This window comes from Anabaena sp. CA = ATCC 33047 (assembly GCF_963870205.1).
In the GTDB taxonomy this organism is placed as follows: domain Bacteria; phylum Cyanobacteriota; class Cyanobacteriia; order Cyanobacteriales; family Nostocaceae; genus Trichormus.
Map to the genome: position 1 here is coordinate 1 of NZ_CAWMSA010000045.1, position 14596 is coordinate 14596.

Below are 14596 nucleotides of genomic sequence, written 5' to 3' on the forward strand. Positions count from 1 at the left end.
ATGACTAATGACTAATGACTAATGACCAATGACCAATGACTAATGACTAATGACTAATGACCAATGACCAATGACTAATGACTAATGACCAATGACTAATGACTATAGATACATTATTTTTCATAAACCTTACGGTGTTCTGAGCCAATTTACTCAGGAAACTCCTAAGCATCAAACGCTGAAGGATTATATTGATGTCCCTGATGTTTATGCTGTGGGGCGTTTGGATTGGGATAGTGAGGGGTTATTGTTATTAACTGATAATGGCAGATTGCAGCATCGTTTGACTGATCCGCGCTTTGGACATGAGAGGACTTACTGGGTACAGGTGGAACGGATACCTGATGCGGAGGCTATCCATAAGTTACAAACTGGGGTAGATATTCAAGATTATCGCACGCGACCTGCACAGGTGCGTTTATTACCGGAAGATCCGCCTGTGTGCGATCGCAACCCACCAATTCGATTTCGGAAAAATATCCCGACAGCTTGGTTAGAAATGACTTTAACAGAAGGTAAGAACCGCCAAGTACGACGCATGACTGCTGCTGTCGGGTTTCCAACTTTGCGGTTAATCAGAGTCAGTATTGCTCATTTACGTTTGGATGGTTTAGCTTTGGGTGAATGGCGTAACTTGACTACTTCTGAAATTAAGTTGCTACATACTCCACCTTCCCCAGTAGGAAGACGCAAAACTCAACCGGGATGGGCTAAGCAGCGTTAAAGTTTGTAGTAAGGACTTTAGTCCTTACCTAAAAACCACCTATTCCCTACCAAATTCGATGATATGTTCAGCAGTGATTTTGGGCTGTTCTAAATGGGGAACATGACCAGAGTTAGCAATCCAAATTAGTTTACTGTGAGGTATAGCACGTTTAAATCTTTTACCGTCTTCAGTGCCTAAAATTTTGTCAGCATCACCCCATAAAATTAAAGTAGGTTGCTGAATTTCTGCCAGTTTCTTAAATCTAAAAGCACTGTAACCGCCACTTTTGGTAAAAGCAATTAAAGCTTGTGACCAATTTACCATCTCTAGATGTAACGCAGCACAGTATAAAGCGTCAACAGAGGCGAAACTGGGGTCTTTGTAAGCACTGCGAGCAATGCGATCGCGTACTTTCAAACTCCGTAAAAATCCGGTCGCCCAAGTATCAAGCGGTGGAAACATGAATTTTGTTAACGGTGAACCACCCTTTAACCCTGCACTATCAATTAACACCAGCTTTTCTACGGCTTCTGGGTAAGTCAGGGTAAAATCAATCGCTGCTGCACCTCCCATTGATGCACCCACCAAAATCACTGGTTGATTAATTAGGGTTTTCCAAAAATGATATAGATGGGTTTTAATGGCTGTGGGGCTAAATGCAATACCTGAGAGTCTATCTGTAAATCCAAAACCTAATAAATCTACTGCCCAAGTTTCGTTTTCTTGCGCTAACAATGGCAATAGCCGCCGGAATTCTAACACAGAACTGTCAAAGCCGTGAATTAATAAGATTGGTGTACCACCACTACCTTGATTTACATAGCTGGTGGTAATAGATTGATTATCTAAAGGAGTAGCGATCGCCTGAGTTTGAATCCTTTGAGCTAAAGCGATAGAAGTAGGTTCTGTGAGTTGGTTAACCGTAGCGGGGAGAAAACTGGGAAACATGGTCATTAGTCATTAGTCATTAGTCATTAGTCATTAGTCCATAGTCGATAGTCCATAGTCAATACACTCGCTTGCTGGTGTGCGTAAGTCTTGGCAATTTTGGGGATATATCCACAGGAATTAAAATACTTATGTTTAAGGCTATGACGCGATTATTTGGTTCTCGTTTGTGGCGAGAGTGGACTTTCATCACTTTGGCAGGTTTTTTAGTAGGTGGGATTTTGGGTGTAATTGGGGGGTTTGTGGGACTCCCAGTCATCGGCTACTTACTAACGATAGTAGTTAGAGGATGTCAAGGTCAAGGCGCGATCGCTTGTATGATTATCGGTGCAGCATTAGGCGCAGCATTAGGTTTAGGACTGTCTGTCGGTACTGCACAGTGGTTCATTCTCCGGCGCATTGTCCCCCGTTCCCAATGGTGGATTTTGGCATCGGCTTTAGGATGGTGTGGCATTGCCTTCACTTTGACTGTTATGCTCTACACAGCCACCTCTGCACCTGGTTCACCGGATTTTGGTCAACCGTTTTGGATAAGATTACCCGCAGCTTGGGGAGCGATCGCCCAAGTGACATTAGCAGGTGCGCTCATGGGATTATTTCAATGGCTCATTCTGCGTGCAACTGTGCGACAATCATTTTGGTGGATTCCCGCCAATGCTTGTATTATGCTACTAGCAGCATTGGGTGTGTTTATCCTGGGGTATAATATCGGCGGTTTGCCCGGTATGGGCGGATTTATAGTCAGTTTTTCGCCAATTTATGCCTTGTTCAGTGGTAGCGTCCTAAATTGGTTAGTACAGCACAGCAGAAATCAAACAGCCAGCTAAAGTTTAAAATTTCCCACACAGAAAAGTCTTCCCATTGTCAAAATTGGGACAAACCCTCGTAAAATTAATATTACTTATTATTGACTTAGGAGCTGATGCCATGCCAATGGCGGTTGGCGTAATTGAAACTTTGGGTTTTCCGGCTGTGTTGGCAGCAGCCGATGCAATGGTAAAATCTGCCGCAGTTACACTCGTGTATTATGGTCAAGCGGAAAGCGCGCGCTTGTTAGTTGCTGTCAGGGGACAAGTAGCAGAAGTGAAAACAGCAGTTGCAGCTGGTATAGAAGCTGGTGAACAAGCTCATGGTGGTGAAGTCATCACCCATTACATAGTTCCCAATCCCCCGGAAAACGTGGAAGATATCTTACCAATCCACTTTACGCAAAAGTCTGAGCCTTTCCGTATCTTCTAAACAATTTCGCCATCAAAATTTGTAACGAAGCTGCGTACAATTAACTGGCATACCCTTTACCTCATACTTTTATTCATACAGGAGATTACTAATGTCATTACAGGCAGTTGGAGCTTTAGAAACTAAGGGTTTTCCTGCTGTATTAGCCGCAGCAGACGCAATGGTTAAAGCTGGTCGAGTTACCCTGGTCGGTTATATTAGGGTAGGTAGCGCGCGTTTTACAGTGAATATTCGTGGAGATGTGTCAGAAGTTAAGACTGCGATGGCAGCCGGTGTGGAAGCAGCGCAAAATGTTCATGGTGGTACTCTAGAATCTTGGGTAATTATTCCCCGTCCCCACGAAAACGTCGAAGCTGTACTACCAATTGGCTACACCGAAGCAGTCGAGCAGTATCGTAATTCTGTGGAAAATCCTATAGTCCGGTCATCTAACGGACGGTAATATTGATAACTAGATTTTAAGGTAAGTAGTCAATATTACTGATGGCTACTGCCTTGAGTTTTTGGTAGGGTAGGCGATCGCCCGTTTATTGCTTTTATTAGTACCCTCATGGGTACTTTTAACTTTTTATGATAGTTTCTTAAATTAACCTTATATTTTATTGTATTTCACAGCTAAAAGGTTGCACCGATAGACTAAGCCTGATACTGTACTAACAAGCAAAATTATAAAATTACCTCATTTTCAAACTAAAGTCGGTAAGTTGAAACTTACAGGACAAAAACAGCGTCTTAATGAAGGTAAATTCTATTATCTTCTAGCGATAAATGCAGAATGGCATTTTTCTCAGCCTTGTTTGCGGTACAGCCGTAATCAATTTTTTTGTCTTTCGCAAAAGTTTAGTATACAAAAATTTAACTAGGTTTCAGGATAGGTAAATCTCCCACATACCGTGATTTTCGGTAGTGAGAGCCGAGAAATTAATCAATTGCTGAGTAAATTCTTGCATAAAGTTAGTCAATAAAGACGTAATAACAATGTAATCGCTGAGAAGTCTTCATGAAAATGATGGACTGACGGACACCTGCTAGCTAATCACTGGAGTGCGACAAAAGGGGGTTGTGATGCAAACTTTAAGACAGGGTTTCGAGGAGCGCAATCTCGCTATGGTAACGGAAGCAGAAAAACTAGGGCAATATTGGCGCAACCGGCTAGCTGCGGAATGTCCAGAACACAGTGTAGCAGTCAGGGAAAGTATTATTCTCTGGCTTTTGGGTCGTGATGTAGAAAGGTTTGATCTGCTCAACCCCAACGAACTCGCGATCGCTAAACAAGCGATGGAATATCGTTGGAAAATTTTAACTCAACGTTACTTAGGAGTAGGACGAGAAAGGGCTTATCGTCACTTAATCACTCGCTTAGGCAGTTTAGTCACATTACGCTATAAGATTCAAACGTGGATTTCTTTGAGTCGCGATCGCCAGCGTAGTGTGATGGATGTGTTGCAAGAGGTATTGCAGGAACTGCTGCAAACTGATAACTATATGCAGCAACAAATGGCTTATATCGCGGAAATTACAGAAGAAGCAAGACTAAAAGATACATTGCTCTTGGCGACAACAGAAGAGTATTGTTTGCGCCCAGTCCGTAATCAACCATTGATAGCATATCGGTTTGTGAATTACCTGCGGCGATCGCAACGTGGAGGATTAACCCAAGTACCCAGCAGCGACTTAGTACGGTTAGTTTCCGAAGAAGTGTTAACCGATGACAACGATAATCGAGTTAACTTAGCAGATAATCAGGCGATCGCAGAATATCAAGAAGCACAGCAATTAGAAGAACAGCAGCTACTACGGCAAACAGTACAGCAAGAGTTCGCCAATTATTTACAGGAAAATCTCGGAAGCGAAGCAGTAGAATGGTTAGAACTTTACCTGCAAGGTAAAACACAAGATGAAATTGCTAAAAAATTAAATAAACCAATTAAAGAAGTTTACCGACTGCGAGAAAAAATCAGCTATCATGCAGTGCGAGTATTTGCCCTCAAAGATAAACCAGAACTCGTAGATAATTGGCTGTCAATTTCCTTGCAAGAAAATAACTTGGGGTTAACACCAAACCAATGGCAGCAACTTTATGAAAAATTAACCCCCAAGGGACAGCAAATCTTAGATTTACGCAAAGCTGGTAACTCAACAGAAGCAATAGCCGAAAAATTGGGAATCAAACCCCATCAGGTGATGGGTGAATGGACGAAAGTTTATTTGGCTGCTCAAGCTATCAGAACCCAAAGTTAACTTTTGTAGGGGGAGAAGAGGAAGTGGAGGAAGCGGGGGGAGCGGAGGGAGCAGAGGGAGTTATACCAATTCGCAATTCGATCAGGAACATTTTTCTCCAAAAACTCTTTAATTTTGAATTTTGTAGGCTTGCCTTCCCGTAGGGTATTTTGAATTTTGAATTTTGAATTGATTTGTCCCCAGTCCCCAGTCCCCATGTTTTTAGGGACAACGGGGATGAATACCGCCTTGAGTGCAAATGTAAGCCAGTTGTCTTGCGTCTAAGTTTTTGGCTTGAGAAAAATCAACACCTTTCACAACCGCAGATACCGCACCTAAGTCTGGAGTTTGCACAAATTGATCGGATGGATCTTGTCTGCTAGGAGTGATAATAGCCCCTTGGAAATCTGCCCCGGCTACATTCGCCCCTCGTAAATCAACCAGACTCAAGTCGGCATTCTGGAAGTTAGCATTTTCTAACTTGGCAGAGCGCAAAATTGCACCTGTAAGCCGAGTCGCGCTCAAGTTAGCATTACTGAGATTCGCCCGTTCTAAATCTGCTCCTGATAAGTCGGAAGCTTGCCAATCGGTTTTAGTTAAGTTAGCAAAAGATAACTGAGTACCGATAGCAATTACACGACCGAGACGCGCACCATATAAATTAGCATCTTTTAATTTAGCGTCTCCTAAGTCTGCCCCTGTCAGGCTGGCATTTTCTAAAACTGCGCCCCGCAAATCAGCACCAACTAACTGTGCGCTACTGAGATTAGCACCAACTAACCTGGCATTAGCTAAACTAGCTCTGTTCAGGGTAGCCCCGCTTAAATCACTACGCACCATCAGCACCCGACTGAGGTTAGCATCAGTGAAATTAGCTTTTTTCATTTGAGCTTGGGTGAAGTCAGCAACGACATCATCGTAAGTATCCCAGCGTCCATCTTCCCCAGGACTACGGAAACGACTACCTTTAAAAGTGGCTTGATTGAGATTGGCTAATTTAAATCTAATTCCTGATAAATCAACGTTTTCCAGTACCAAGTTGAAAAAGGAACTACCAGGAGTCCCACTTTGACCTAATTGGGTACGACTGAGATCCAAACCTTGGGTTTGACCACTATAAACGCTGAGAATTTTGTTAATTGTCTGCTGGTTGATGTGTAGCCGTTGTTGTCGCACTGGCATTTCTGGTGATGTGCTGCTAACGGCTTCTAACTCAGCAGTTAAAAACTGATTTTTATTTTTTAATTCGGTCAGGGCTGAAGTCCCAACACTTGTAAGAGCCTGTTGAATAGTATTTAATAGGATGGGGTTTGTTTCATTGATCATCAAATCCGCTAAAAACTGAATAGACTGGGAATCATTCAGACTGCCCATCGCTAAAATTATACTTTGGCGTTCTTCAACGGTCGCCCCAGAGTTAGGGCTTAATTGTTTGACGAGTGCCAAAAACTGTTGACTATTGATTTTTTGAGATTCCCGTTGACTCTGTTGCGTCTGGATATAAACCTGAGTACCAATTAAAGTGGCTAAGACCGCAGTCATGCTAGTTAGAGCTACCCCAAACAACGTCAGGCTGGGGTTTTGCTGCATTCGCCGCCACAGGGATGTTAAATTATTGTTGTCGGTGGCAATGGGCGCACCTTGTTGAGTGTAACCCATAGCCATTGTTGCTGTGCCGAGGTTTTGATTGCCCACTGGTGCAGAAGTCTGATTACCCATAGCAGAGTCAGCCCGGAAACTATCCACCACCTCAGCCGACGCAACCGGACTACGGGCATCAATTACGTAAGTACCAGCTAGCCAATCGTGTAAAGCTTTTCGCCCCCGCTTTGATGGTAAAGCTAAACCTTCACCGATGATCATTAACACAGCTAAAGATGTGAATAATCCTAAGTTGGGAAAAGCGAAGCTATACCGCCAGAGAATATAGGCGATAGACATAGGCACAGTTAAGCGACCAATACCTTCACGCACAACCACAGCCGCTAACCCTGGCGGTGTACCTTCTTCATTCACCACCCGCACCCCAAACCAACGCTTAGGTAGTGTACTACCTGTTTTTGCCAGTAAATATAATTGCCACCAAGACAGGGCGGTAGGTGCGAATAAAGCTAATGTCCATAAAAAATTGGTCGGCCATGCCACATTACGAATACCATAGTTCGTAGGTAAAGCCAAAGGACGAGCGATCGCTCTTTCTGTGACTACCAGCATAGGATTGAGTGGTACTCGATTGAGATCGCTTCTAGAATTAGCATACATACCCAGACCGAGGGGAACTAACCCACTGGTAGCCAACAGTGCCATTTCTGTCACCCAAGCAGCAAACCGCCTGGTTGATAATTGCCGTAAACTGGCTGTATTGGGCTTTTTTGGTTGGCTGGAAGGATTATGATTTTTTTTAACAATTGGGGTGGCCATTAGATAATTTTTCCTTTGACTTTACTTTTGTACCGTTGTCGGCGTGTTTAACATAGACTGATTTGCCAGCGTGCTATCAGCGTAGCGGGGCTTCAGCCTGTGCTGAGTTATGAACAAAAAACTCTCTTTTATTCCCTAGCCCCTAGCCCTAGCCCCTAAACCCTAATAATGGCTATTTATTGTGCGAATTGCCAGATACAAAAAATTTGTATCCAAGATACACTAATCCAGCTAACAGTGCCAGACTTAGAGCAGATACAAGCAGTTTTAATACCATCTGCACTATCGACAACCCCAATAACGCCGCCACGCCCAAAAACACTAGCTTATTCGTCCCCGACAAGCCATTAAACCAAAGTTGCCATCGTTTCCAGTTGAGCCAACTCAACAGAGAAGTCTGTTTTGACTCTGATACTGGTGATTTTGATTGATAGTTCACCTCAGCCTCTAGTTGTTGGAGGCGACGTTGTAAGTCTTCTTCTGATTGAGGATTCATAAATTGTGTGACTTCAGCAAAGACACTGGTTAAATAACAAGCCTACCAACATATCATCAGGACTCATGCCGGATAATGCGATTGTGTCTCGGCATTAGTCATCATGTTGTTGGTGCTTTTGTCTGTGATTTTAACCAATTGCTTGGTGTGCAATCTCTTAGCCTTTACAGCAGATTTGGGGTAAATGAGGTACAAATTTTAGGAACAAAGCTTTATGCTAAGAGACTTTCAAACCTGTTCCCTGTTCCCTGTTCCCTGCTGTAAGTATAATTAACTATTTTCTCATAGCTTTTTCTAACTCAAGTTCAATAAATGAGAAAATTAATCTAACTTAAGCCCATATATTTAATTTATCTCTGACTACTCTTAATTTAGTCCTTGTGTTGATTTTGATTGTTTATATTGATAATAATTCACTCATTTGAGAAAAATTTATACCAGAAATTAAGGAACAAAGCTAATTGAGCTACGTCTATTTACTCGTGGTGGTGTGTGTGGTTGAGTATATATGAAGACTTTTAATTTAGGACTAAATGTTCCCGCTTTAGCAATTAGTTTGGTACTGACAGAAACTGTGGTGGCTCAAACACCTGTGATTCAGGTTAGCCGCAACTTACCCTCAGATCCACTCATCTTAAATGGTACATCTGAGAAAACTGTTCCTAGCAATTGTGGTAATGTTCCGACTGCACCGAATCAAGTCATTGAGGTTACTCAGTCAATACCATATCTACGTGTCACCGCACAAAGCCCAGGAAAGCCAACATTATTGATTGATGGCCCTGGAGGGCGTTTTTGTGTGTTATCTGATAGTTCTCCTGATAGTTTGCCAGAATTATCTGGACATTGGCAGGCTGGTAAATACTCGGTATCTGTAGGTAATTTGACCGAACAACAGTATAACTATACGATTTTGATTTCACAGCAGAAAAAGCAAAGCACTAAGTAGTTTGTGAACTGCTTTGGCAAAGAGAGGTTAGAGGTGAGGATTTTAACGCTGAGTTGTTAATGGTTCTGAGAAGCTGTTGTTAGTTCTTCGGGGTGCTTTCATCCATTGGTAGGCGACAAGATTTAATAATAAACCAATCAAAAACAATAGCAGCATTAAGGTGATTTGATACCAGATCACCTGCGGCAGCAGCAAGTCTAAAACTAAATGACTTAAGTTCAGGACTGTATAAAACACCGTCAGAGCAAAGTGAATTACTCGATAGCGTCTCGCGTCGGTGAAAGCAGTGGCAATTATTGCTAGCATCGGCAGGACAAAAAAGCCCAACATTAACCACATAATGCCTGATATTTCATCGAGTGAGTTAGCTTTTTCCGATTCAATTACACTCAAGCCGTGGAAAATTGGCATCAAAGCCAATTGGGTATGAAACAGGGTTCCTAACAGAAATACTATCCAGAGAGCAATGATTTTTTCCTGATAATTATTAGACATATTCTTTGCATAACTCCTGTGGCGATCGCCTGAATCATCATTGGTACTAATTGGTATGATTTTTAGTGACCAATGCAAGTTAATATTTATAACTTATAACCAATCCGCCGCAGCAAAGTATGGCGTGCGTTAACATCTTCTGTATCTTCAATTCCCTTGGGTGAAAAACCATCAATTACACCAAGAATACCTCTACCTTGCTCGGTTTCCGCCACAATTACCTGGACAGGATTAGCCGTTGCACAATAAATTGTACAGACTTCTGGACATTGCTTAATGGCATTGAGGAAGTTGATAGGATAGGCTTGTTGGAGTAAAATCACAAAACTATGACCAGCACCGACAGATTGAGCGTTTTTTGTGGCGATTTCTTGTAAAGATAAATCATTCCCAGCCAACCTAATTAGACAATCTCCTGAAGCTTCACAAAAAGCGATACCAAACTTGACTTGTGAGGATATCCCCACCATAATCTCATAGAGGTCTTCCACTGTTTTAATAAAGTGGGTTTGCCCTAAAATCAGGTTACAATTTTCAGGTATTTCTAGGTTAACAGTTTGAAGTTCCATTGACCTGCCTCTGCCATTAAGAATATAACTGCTCTCAGTTTAAAAAAGTAAGTTGAAGATTTTGTGAGGAATTGGGGATTAATTCCAAATTATCTGCATTGAGAATCGGGTAGCAGTCAAAAAATTATGACTCAGCACATATATATCTATCCTGAGACTGATATGCTCAACATACCCAATTCAGAAGATGTTTTGGTATTGCTGAATGGAAAATGGGGACTGGGAATTGAGGAAAATAGATTTGCTTGTGCATAGCTGGATTGAGATACGATTAAGACTGTTTGAAAATACTAAACTTCTTGTCTGATTCTGCTGACCCTATTTATACCTTGATTCAGTAATGCGGATATTTCCTAGTAGCCTGTTGTTAACTCGCGGAACAGATGGATTTCTTAGCAAAGTTGATCGGCGTTGGGATAATCATTTTAGACCTCGCAGACATCTATTTAACCGTATTATTTCCTAGTATGGAAAGTAGTATTCTTGGTTCGTCACTAAGTAAAGCAATATGGTATCTATTTCGTTTAGTTGCACGAATAATTCCATGCAAAAAAGAAAAAGTGCTATCTCATAGCGGCCCGTCATTTATGGTGGCAACTATAGCAATATGGCTGTCTTTATTGTTATGCGGCTTTGCTTTAATTTATTGGACTGAGTTGGGTTCAGGTATTCAATCTAGTAGCGGTAAAACTCCAACTGATTTTATCACGGCAATTTACTACAGTGGCTATTCATTGACTACTTTGGGTACAGGCGACTTGGTACCAAAAACAAATAGTCAAAGGTTGTTAATGATTCTAGAGGCTGCTATCGGCTTTTCTATTTTTACTTTATCGATTACCTACCTGTTATCAGTTTACAGCGCACTAATTAGGCGCAAAACTTTTGCTTTGAGTTTGCATTATCGGACTGCTGGAACAGCAGACGCTACAGAAATTTTGATCAGGTTGGCAGTCAGCCCCGACACTGTGCAGGCAGATGTTAATCAAATGGCTAGTAATTTGATCAACCTGCTGGAATCACAACATTCTTATTCGGCAATAATTTATTTTCGTTCTCTACAACCTTATTATGCTTTACCACGAATCTTATTTGTGTTGTTAGACACAGCCACGCTAATTAAAAGCGCATTGAATATCAATAAATATTGTTCACTGATAGATTCTACCGCCGTAGCAGAATTATGGGGTGGTGGAATGCAAATGCTGTTAGAACTTTCTCGATCATTTGTCTCACATAGGTATTCCAACATCAACGCAGAGCTAGAGCAGGTATGGCGACAACGTTACTATTGTGCTATCGAAAAGCTGAGAGCAGAAGGCATAGAAACGAGGAGAGATTTAGAGGCTGGTGCTAACTTGTATATTTGTCTGCGTCAACAGTGGTACGGTTATATAGCAGAACTTGCGGATTATACGGAATTTGATTGGAGTGAAGTAGCTCCCTTAGAAACTCGGAAATAGCTTCAATACACAAGGTAGAAGGCAAAAAGTTGTCAAGAATCACTATTTCCGACTACTGGCAAGACTATTGAGTTGAGTGTGTAAATCTGCCCACCTGACTCCTGCTAGGTTGGGGAGAACTATATGGGCTGCTCCCACCCGTTCCTCTGGGCCGATGCCTATTGTCCACATTCCACCGGCTAAGGCAGCTTCCACACCTGCGGCGGCATCTTCTACCACTACACATTGGGCTGGTTCTAAGTCTAATTGCTTGGCGGCGTAGAGAAATAAATCGGGTGCTGGTTTAGGTTTTTTGACGCTATAACCATCTGCGATCGCATCTATTTTGTCAGCAATACCCAATTTTTCGATGACTGTGTGAGCATTTTTACTAGCTGAACCGATGGCAATTTTAATCCCAGCTTGCCGTAATTCATCTAAAAGTGGCTCGGCTCCTGGCAACAAATCCTGGGGTGTGATATTTTGAATCATTTCAACGTAGTAGTTATTTTTACGCTCCATCATTTCTAAGATTTGCTCTTCTGAATATTCCCTTTCTCCCAGAATCAGCATCAGGGAAGCACGGCGAGATATACCCCGCAAGGCTTCGTTTGCCTCTCGGCTAAAAGGTATGTCCTCCTCATCTGCCAGTTTTTGCCATGCTAAATAATGGTACTCGGCTGTATCTGTTAATACACCATCTAAGTCAAAGATAAATCCTTGGATGGGTGACTGGCGATGAGGGACTAGGGATTGGGGACTAGGGATTGGGGACTGGCGATTAGGTAATAGTTCTTCTGCCCTGTTCCATTGTTCCACTACTTGCTCATCTCCCGTCAAATCGAATTCATACCACTGACCGCGCCAGTTTAACTGAAACTTCAGGCGTGACCAACCAGGGGGTAGGTGTGGGTGGGCTACAGGGCCATTGTCTGTAAATTGGATACCACCAAAACCAAAAACGACAGCTTGCCAGATACCACCTGCACTAGCACCGTGAATACCATCTCTGGTGTTACCACGACTATCTTCTAAATCCACCATCAAGGCTTGCATAAATCGCTCATAAGCTGTGTCTAGTTTGCCTAAGTCGGCGGCTATGATGGCGTGAATGGCTGGCCCCAAGGATGAACCATAGGTAATATCGGTGCGGGGTGCGTAGTAGTCCCAATTGCTGGCTAATGCTGTTTGGTTGTAGGGAAAATCTGCTGATAGCTGCATCAGGTACAGCAGCATTAAGACATCGGGTTGCTTAAGAACTTGAGTGTGGTTAGTTTCCTCATGTCCCAAGATACCTTGTATTGATTGCCGCCGTGGTTCGTAGCTTGCTAAGTTAATGTCTTTTAATTGAAAAAAGCCCTCAAACTGTTCAATTAGTCCGGTTGTGGAATCGTAGAGAATCCAAATTTTGTCGCTAATTTCTTGCCATTGCGTTTGTATTTTGGGGGAAAGTTGTAGCTGAGTTTCGAGTTTGGCGGCTGTTTCTGGGAAAGTTTGATGTAACCAGTGGTAAACTTTCAGGGCTTTTTCTAGATGCCATTGCACCAGCCGATTAGTAAAGGTGTTATTGTGAACTAACTCGTGATACTCATCTGCTCCAATCACATCACGAATTTCATATCTGTCAGCATGGGGATTATATTCAACTCGGCTAGCCCAGAAAATCGCTGTATCTAAGACAATCTCTGCACCATAATCACGCATCCATTCGTCATCATTGGTGGCTTGCCAATAGTGCCAAACAGCGTAAGCAATATCTGCACTGTTATGAATTTCGCGATCGCGGCACCAAATCCGCACATCTTGGCCATAATAATCATAGGGTAGTGACCAACGCGGTGTCACTTCATCGCCTGTTACAGCACTTTCCCAAGGATACATCGCGCCTTTAAACCCGTAATGGTCGGCTTTGCGTCGCGCCCCATCTAATGTGTGATAGCGGTAACTGAGTAAGTTTCTGGCTAGGGTTGGTTGATTAAAAATGAAAAAAGGCAAGATAAAAATTTCTGTATCCCAAAAGATATGACCGCGATAACCAAACCCAGAAAGGGTTTTAGCGGGAATACTCACCTTTTCATCGTGGGGTGAGGCGGCAATTAGTAACTGAAACAGGTTGTAGCGCACACCAAAAGCCGCTTGACTATCTCCTTCGATTACTATGTCGCTTTGTTGCCAAACTTGCTCCCAAGCTTGGGCGTTAGCTGTGAGTAAGGTATCGTAGTTTGGCAGTTGTGAGAGTTTTTCTTTGGCGGCATTGACTGGTGTATTTATCTCTCGTGATGTAAACACTGTCACTAAATTATCTATAATCACGGTTTGCCCAGAAGTCGCTACAAAGGAGGTGCTTAAGGTGGGATAACCCGGTACAGTGTTAACTTGTAAGGAAGCTTCTGTTCCCGATATGATCATTTTCGCCGCCATGCCAATTTCAATGCGGGAACTACGGGTACGGCTGTGTAGCCAAATACCTTGATCAGTTTTACCTTGGTCTATTCCTTCCCAATGATTGAAACCTTGGTTTTCCGCATAGCCGTTGATGCTAGCCTGAATTTCAATCTCTGCCTGACAATTGTAGGGTGTGATCTGACAGCGTTGTGCTAGTACGTGTTCATCTGCTAAACTGGCGAAGCGTTCCCAGTAGATATCAATAGTTTTGCCGCTAGGACTGCGCCAACGCACGAAACGAGATAAAAGACCTTGACGCAAATCTAGCTGTCGTTGATATTGTAATACTTCACCTTGATTGAGACGGAAGCGATCGCCATCAATTGTTACTATCACCGGTAGCCAATCAGGACAGTTAGCCAGTTCGGTGTACACTACAGGCACATCATCATAAACACCATGAATAAAAGTTCCCGGTGTGCCATTGGGATAACCTTCTTCAAAACTACCCCTTGTTCCTAAGTAGCCGTTACCTATGGTAAACACCGTTTCTCTAGACTGCAATTGCTCAGGATGAAACTGAGTTTCAATTAACATCCAGTCTTTATAGATAAAATCACGAGAGGAACTGGTGGTATTCATAGCCGATAACTAGGGAATGGGGACTGTTGACTAGGAAGCAGGGGCAGATGAGGGAGTAGGGGCAGATGAGGGAGTGGGGGGAGA

Annotated in this window: 14 protein-coding genes; 8 read left to right on the plus strand and 6 right to left on the minus strand. The window is 42.7% G+C overall.

Annotated elements, in window-relative coordinates; translation table 11 throughout:
• Nucleotides 1-91 precede the first annotated feature (91 nt).
• Nucleotides 92-724 (plus strand): rRNA large subunit pseudouridine synthase E, encoded by a 633-nt coding sequence (locus AACS98_RS14530; protein ID WP_066381039.1) that lies wholly within the window; start codon nt 92-94, stop codon nt 722-724.
• Nucleotides 725-763: 39 nt separating this feature from the next.
• Here the strand turns inward: AACS98_RS14530 and AACS98_RS14535 are convergent, their stop codons facing one another.
• Nucleotides 764-1654 carry an alpha/beta fold hydrolase gene (locus AACS98_RS14535; RefSeq protein ID WP_066381041.1) on the minus strand — a complete coding sequence of 297 codons (891 nt, stop codon included), beginning with the start codon at nt 1652-1654 and terminating at the stop codon, nt 764-766.
• Nucleotides 1655-1785: 131 nt separating this feature from the next.
• Between AACS98_RS14535 and AACS98_RS14540 the strand changes: the two genes are divergently transcribed.
• From AACS98_RS14540 to AACS98_RS14555, 4 genes are all read left to right on the plus strand, one after another.
• Nucleotides 1786-2481, plus strand: a complete 696-nt coding sequence (locus AACS98_RS14540; RefSeq protein WP_066381043.1) for a hypothetical protein — start codon at nt 1786-1788, stop codon at nt 2479-2481.
• A gap of 100 nt (nt 2482-2581) precedes the next feature.
• Nucleotides 2582-2893, plus strand: coding sequence for a carbon dioxide-concentrating mechanism protein CcmK (locus AACS98_RS14545; RefSeq protein WP_066381045.1), 312 nt, complete (start codon nt 2582-2584; stop codon nt 2891-2893).
• A 91-nt stretch (nt 2894-2984) separates the two neighbouring features.
• On the plus strand, nt 2985-3335 hold the full coding sequence (locus AACS98_RS14550) for a carbon dioxide-concentrating mechanism protein CcmK (protein ID WP_066381047.1): 351 nt from the start codon (nt 2985-2987) through the stop codon (nt 3333-3335).
• Nucleotides 3336-3958: 623 nt separating this feature from the next.
• On the plus strand, nt 3959-5134 hold the full coding sequence (locus AACS98_RS14555; protein ID WP_066381048.1) for a HetZ-related protein 2: 1176 nt from the start codon (nt 3959-3961) through the stop codon (nt 5132-5134).
• Between the two features lie 201 nt (nt 5135-5335).
• Here the strand turns inward: AACS98_RS14555 and AACS98_RS14560 are convergent, their stop codons facing one another.
• Both AACS98_RS14560 and AACS98_RS14565 read right to left on the minus strand, forming a co-directional pair.
• Nucleotides 5336-7534, minus strand: a complete 2199-nt coding sequence (locus tag AACS98_RS14560; RefSeq protein WP_066381049.1) for a pentapeptide repeat-containing protein — start codon at nt 7532-7534, stop codon at nt 5336-5338.
• Between the two features lie 172 nt (nt 7535-7706).
• Nucleotides 7707-8030, minus strand: a complete 324-nt coding sequence (locus AACS98_RS14565; RefSeq protein WP_066381052.1) for a hypothetical protein — start codon at nt 8028-8030, stop codon at nt 7707-7709.
• 508 nt (nt 8031-8538) lie between these two features.
• On the opposite strand from AACS98_RS14565, the gene AACS98_RS14570 reads away from it, so the two are divergent.
• Complete coding sequence (locus tag AACS98_RS14570; protein ID WP_066381054.1) at nt 8539-8979, plus strand: hypothetical protein; 441 nt, start codon at nt 8539-8541, stop codon at nt 8977-8979.
• Between the two features lie 42 nt (nt 8980-9021).
• Here the strand turns inward: AACS98_RS14570 and AACS98_RS14575 are convergent, their stop codons facing one another.
• Both AACS98_RS14575 and AACS98_RS14580 read right to left on the minus strand, forming a co-directional pair.
• A complete protein-coding gene (locus tag AACS98_RS14575; RefSeq protein WP_066381056.1) occupies nt 9022-9474 on the minus strand; it encodes a hypothetical protein in 453 nt (150 codons plus the stop codon).
• Between the two features lie 86 nt (nt 9475-9560).
• Complete coding sequence (locus AACS98_RS14580; RefSeq protein ID WP_066381058.1) at nt 9561-10043, minus strand: adenosine-specific kinase; 483 nt, start codon at nt 10041-10043, stop codon at nt 9561-9563.
• A gap of 126 nt (nt 10044-10169) precedes the next feature.
• Here AACS98_RS14580 and AACS98_RS14585 point away from each other — a divergent pair, with 126 nt between their 5' ends.
• A complete protein-coding gene (locus AACS98_RS14585) occupies nt 10170-10298 on the plus strand; it encodes a hypothetical protein (protein ID WP_255362900.1) in 129 nt (42 codons plus the stop codon).
• A gap of 332 nt (nt 10299-10630) precedes the next feature.
• Nucleotides 10631-11506 carry a potassium channel family protein gene (locus tag AACS98_RS14590; protein WP_232317157.1) on the plus strand — a complete coding sequence of 292 codons (876 nt, stop codon included), beginning with the start codon at nt 10631-10633 and terminating at the stop codon, nt 11504-11506.
• A 42-nt stretch (nt 11507-11548) separates the two neighbouring features.
• Here AACS98_RS14590 and pgmB read toward each other — a convergent pair whose 3' ends face one another.
• Nucleotides 11549-14512, minus strand: coding sequence for a beta-phosphoglucomutase (pgmB, locus tag AACS98_RS14595; RefSeq protein WP_066381063.1), 2964 nt, complete (start codon nt 14510-14512; stop codon nt 11549-11551).
• Nucleotides 14513-14596: the final 84 nt, after the last annotated feature.

Bases quoted from the DNA above. Each gene is read 5' to 3' on its own strand.
- AACS98_RS14530 (WP_066381039.1), top strand. From the start codon at position 92: ATGACTAATGACTATAGATACATTATTTTTCATAAACCTTACGGTGTT.
- AACS98_RS14535 (WP_066381041.1), bottom strand. From the start codon at position 1,654: ATGTTTCCCAGTTTTCTCCCCGCTACGGTTAACCAACTCACAGAACCT.
- AACS98_RS14540 (WP_066381043.1), top strand. From the start codon at position 1,786: ATGTTTAAGGCTATGACGCGATTATTTGGTTCTCGTTTGTGGCGAGAG.
- AACS98_RS14545 (WP_066381045.1), top strand. From the start codon at position 2,582: ATGCCAATGGCGGTTGGCGTAATTGAAACTTTGGGTTTTCCGGCTGTG.
- AACS98_RS14550 (WP_066381047.1), top strand. From the start codon at position 2,985: ATGTCATTACAGGCAGTTGGAGCTTTAGAAACTAAGGGTTTTCCTGCT.
- AACS98_RS14555 (WP_066381048.1), top strand. From the start codon at position 3,959: ATGCAAACTTTAAGACAGGGTTTCGAGGAGCGCAATCTCGCTATGGTA.
- AACS98_RS14560 (WP_066381049.1), bottom strand. From the start codon at position 7,534: ATGGCCACCCCAATTGTTAAAAAAAATCATAATCCTTCCAGCCAACCA.
- AACS98_RS14565 (WP_066381052.1), bottom strand. From the start codon at position 8,030: ATGAATCCTCAATCAGAAGAAGACTTACAACGTCGCCTCCAACAACTA.
- AACS98_RS14570 (WP_066381054.1), top strand. From the start codon at position 8,539: ATGAAGACTTTTAATTTAGGACTAAATGTTCCCGCTTTAGCAATTAGT.
- AACS98_RS14575 (WP_066381056.1), bottom strand. From the start codon at position 9,474: ATGTCTAATAATTATCAGGAAAAAATCATTGCTCTCTGGATAGTATTT.
- AACS98_RS14580 (WP_066381058.1), bottom strand. From the start codon at position 10,043: ATGGAACTTCAAACTGTTAACCTAGAAATACCTGAAAATTGTAACCTG.
- AACS98_RS14585 (WP_255362900.1), top strand. From the start codon at position 10,170: ATGACTCAGCACATATATATCTATCCTGAGACTGATATGCTCAACATA.
- AACS98_RS14590 (WP_232317157.1), top strand. From the start codon at position 10,631: ATGGTGGCAACTATAGCAATATGGCTGTCTTTATTGTTATGCGGCTTT.
- pgmB (WP_066381063.1), bottom strand. From the start codon at position 14,512: ATGAATACCACCAGTTCCTCTCGTGATTTTATCTATAAAGACTGGATG.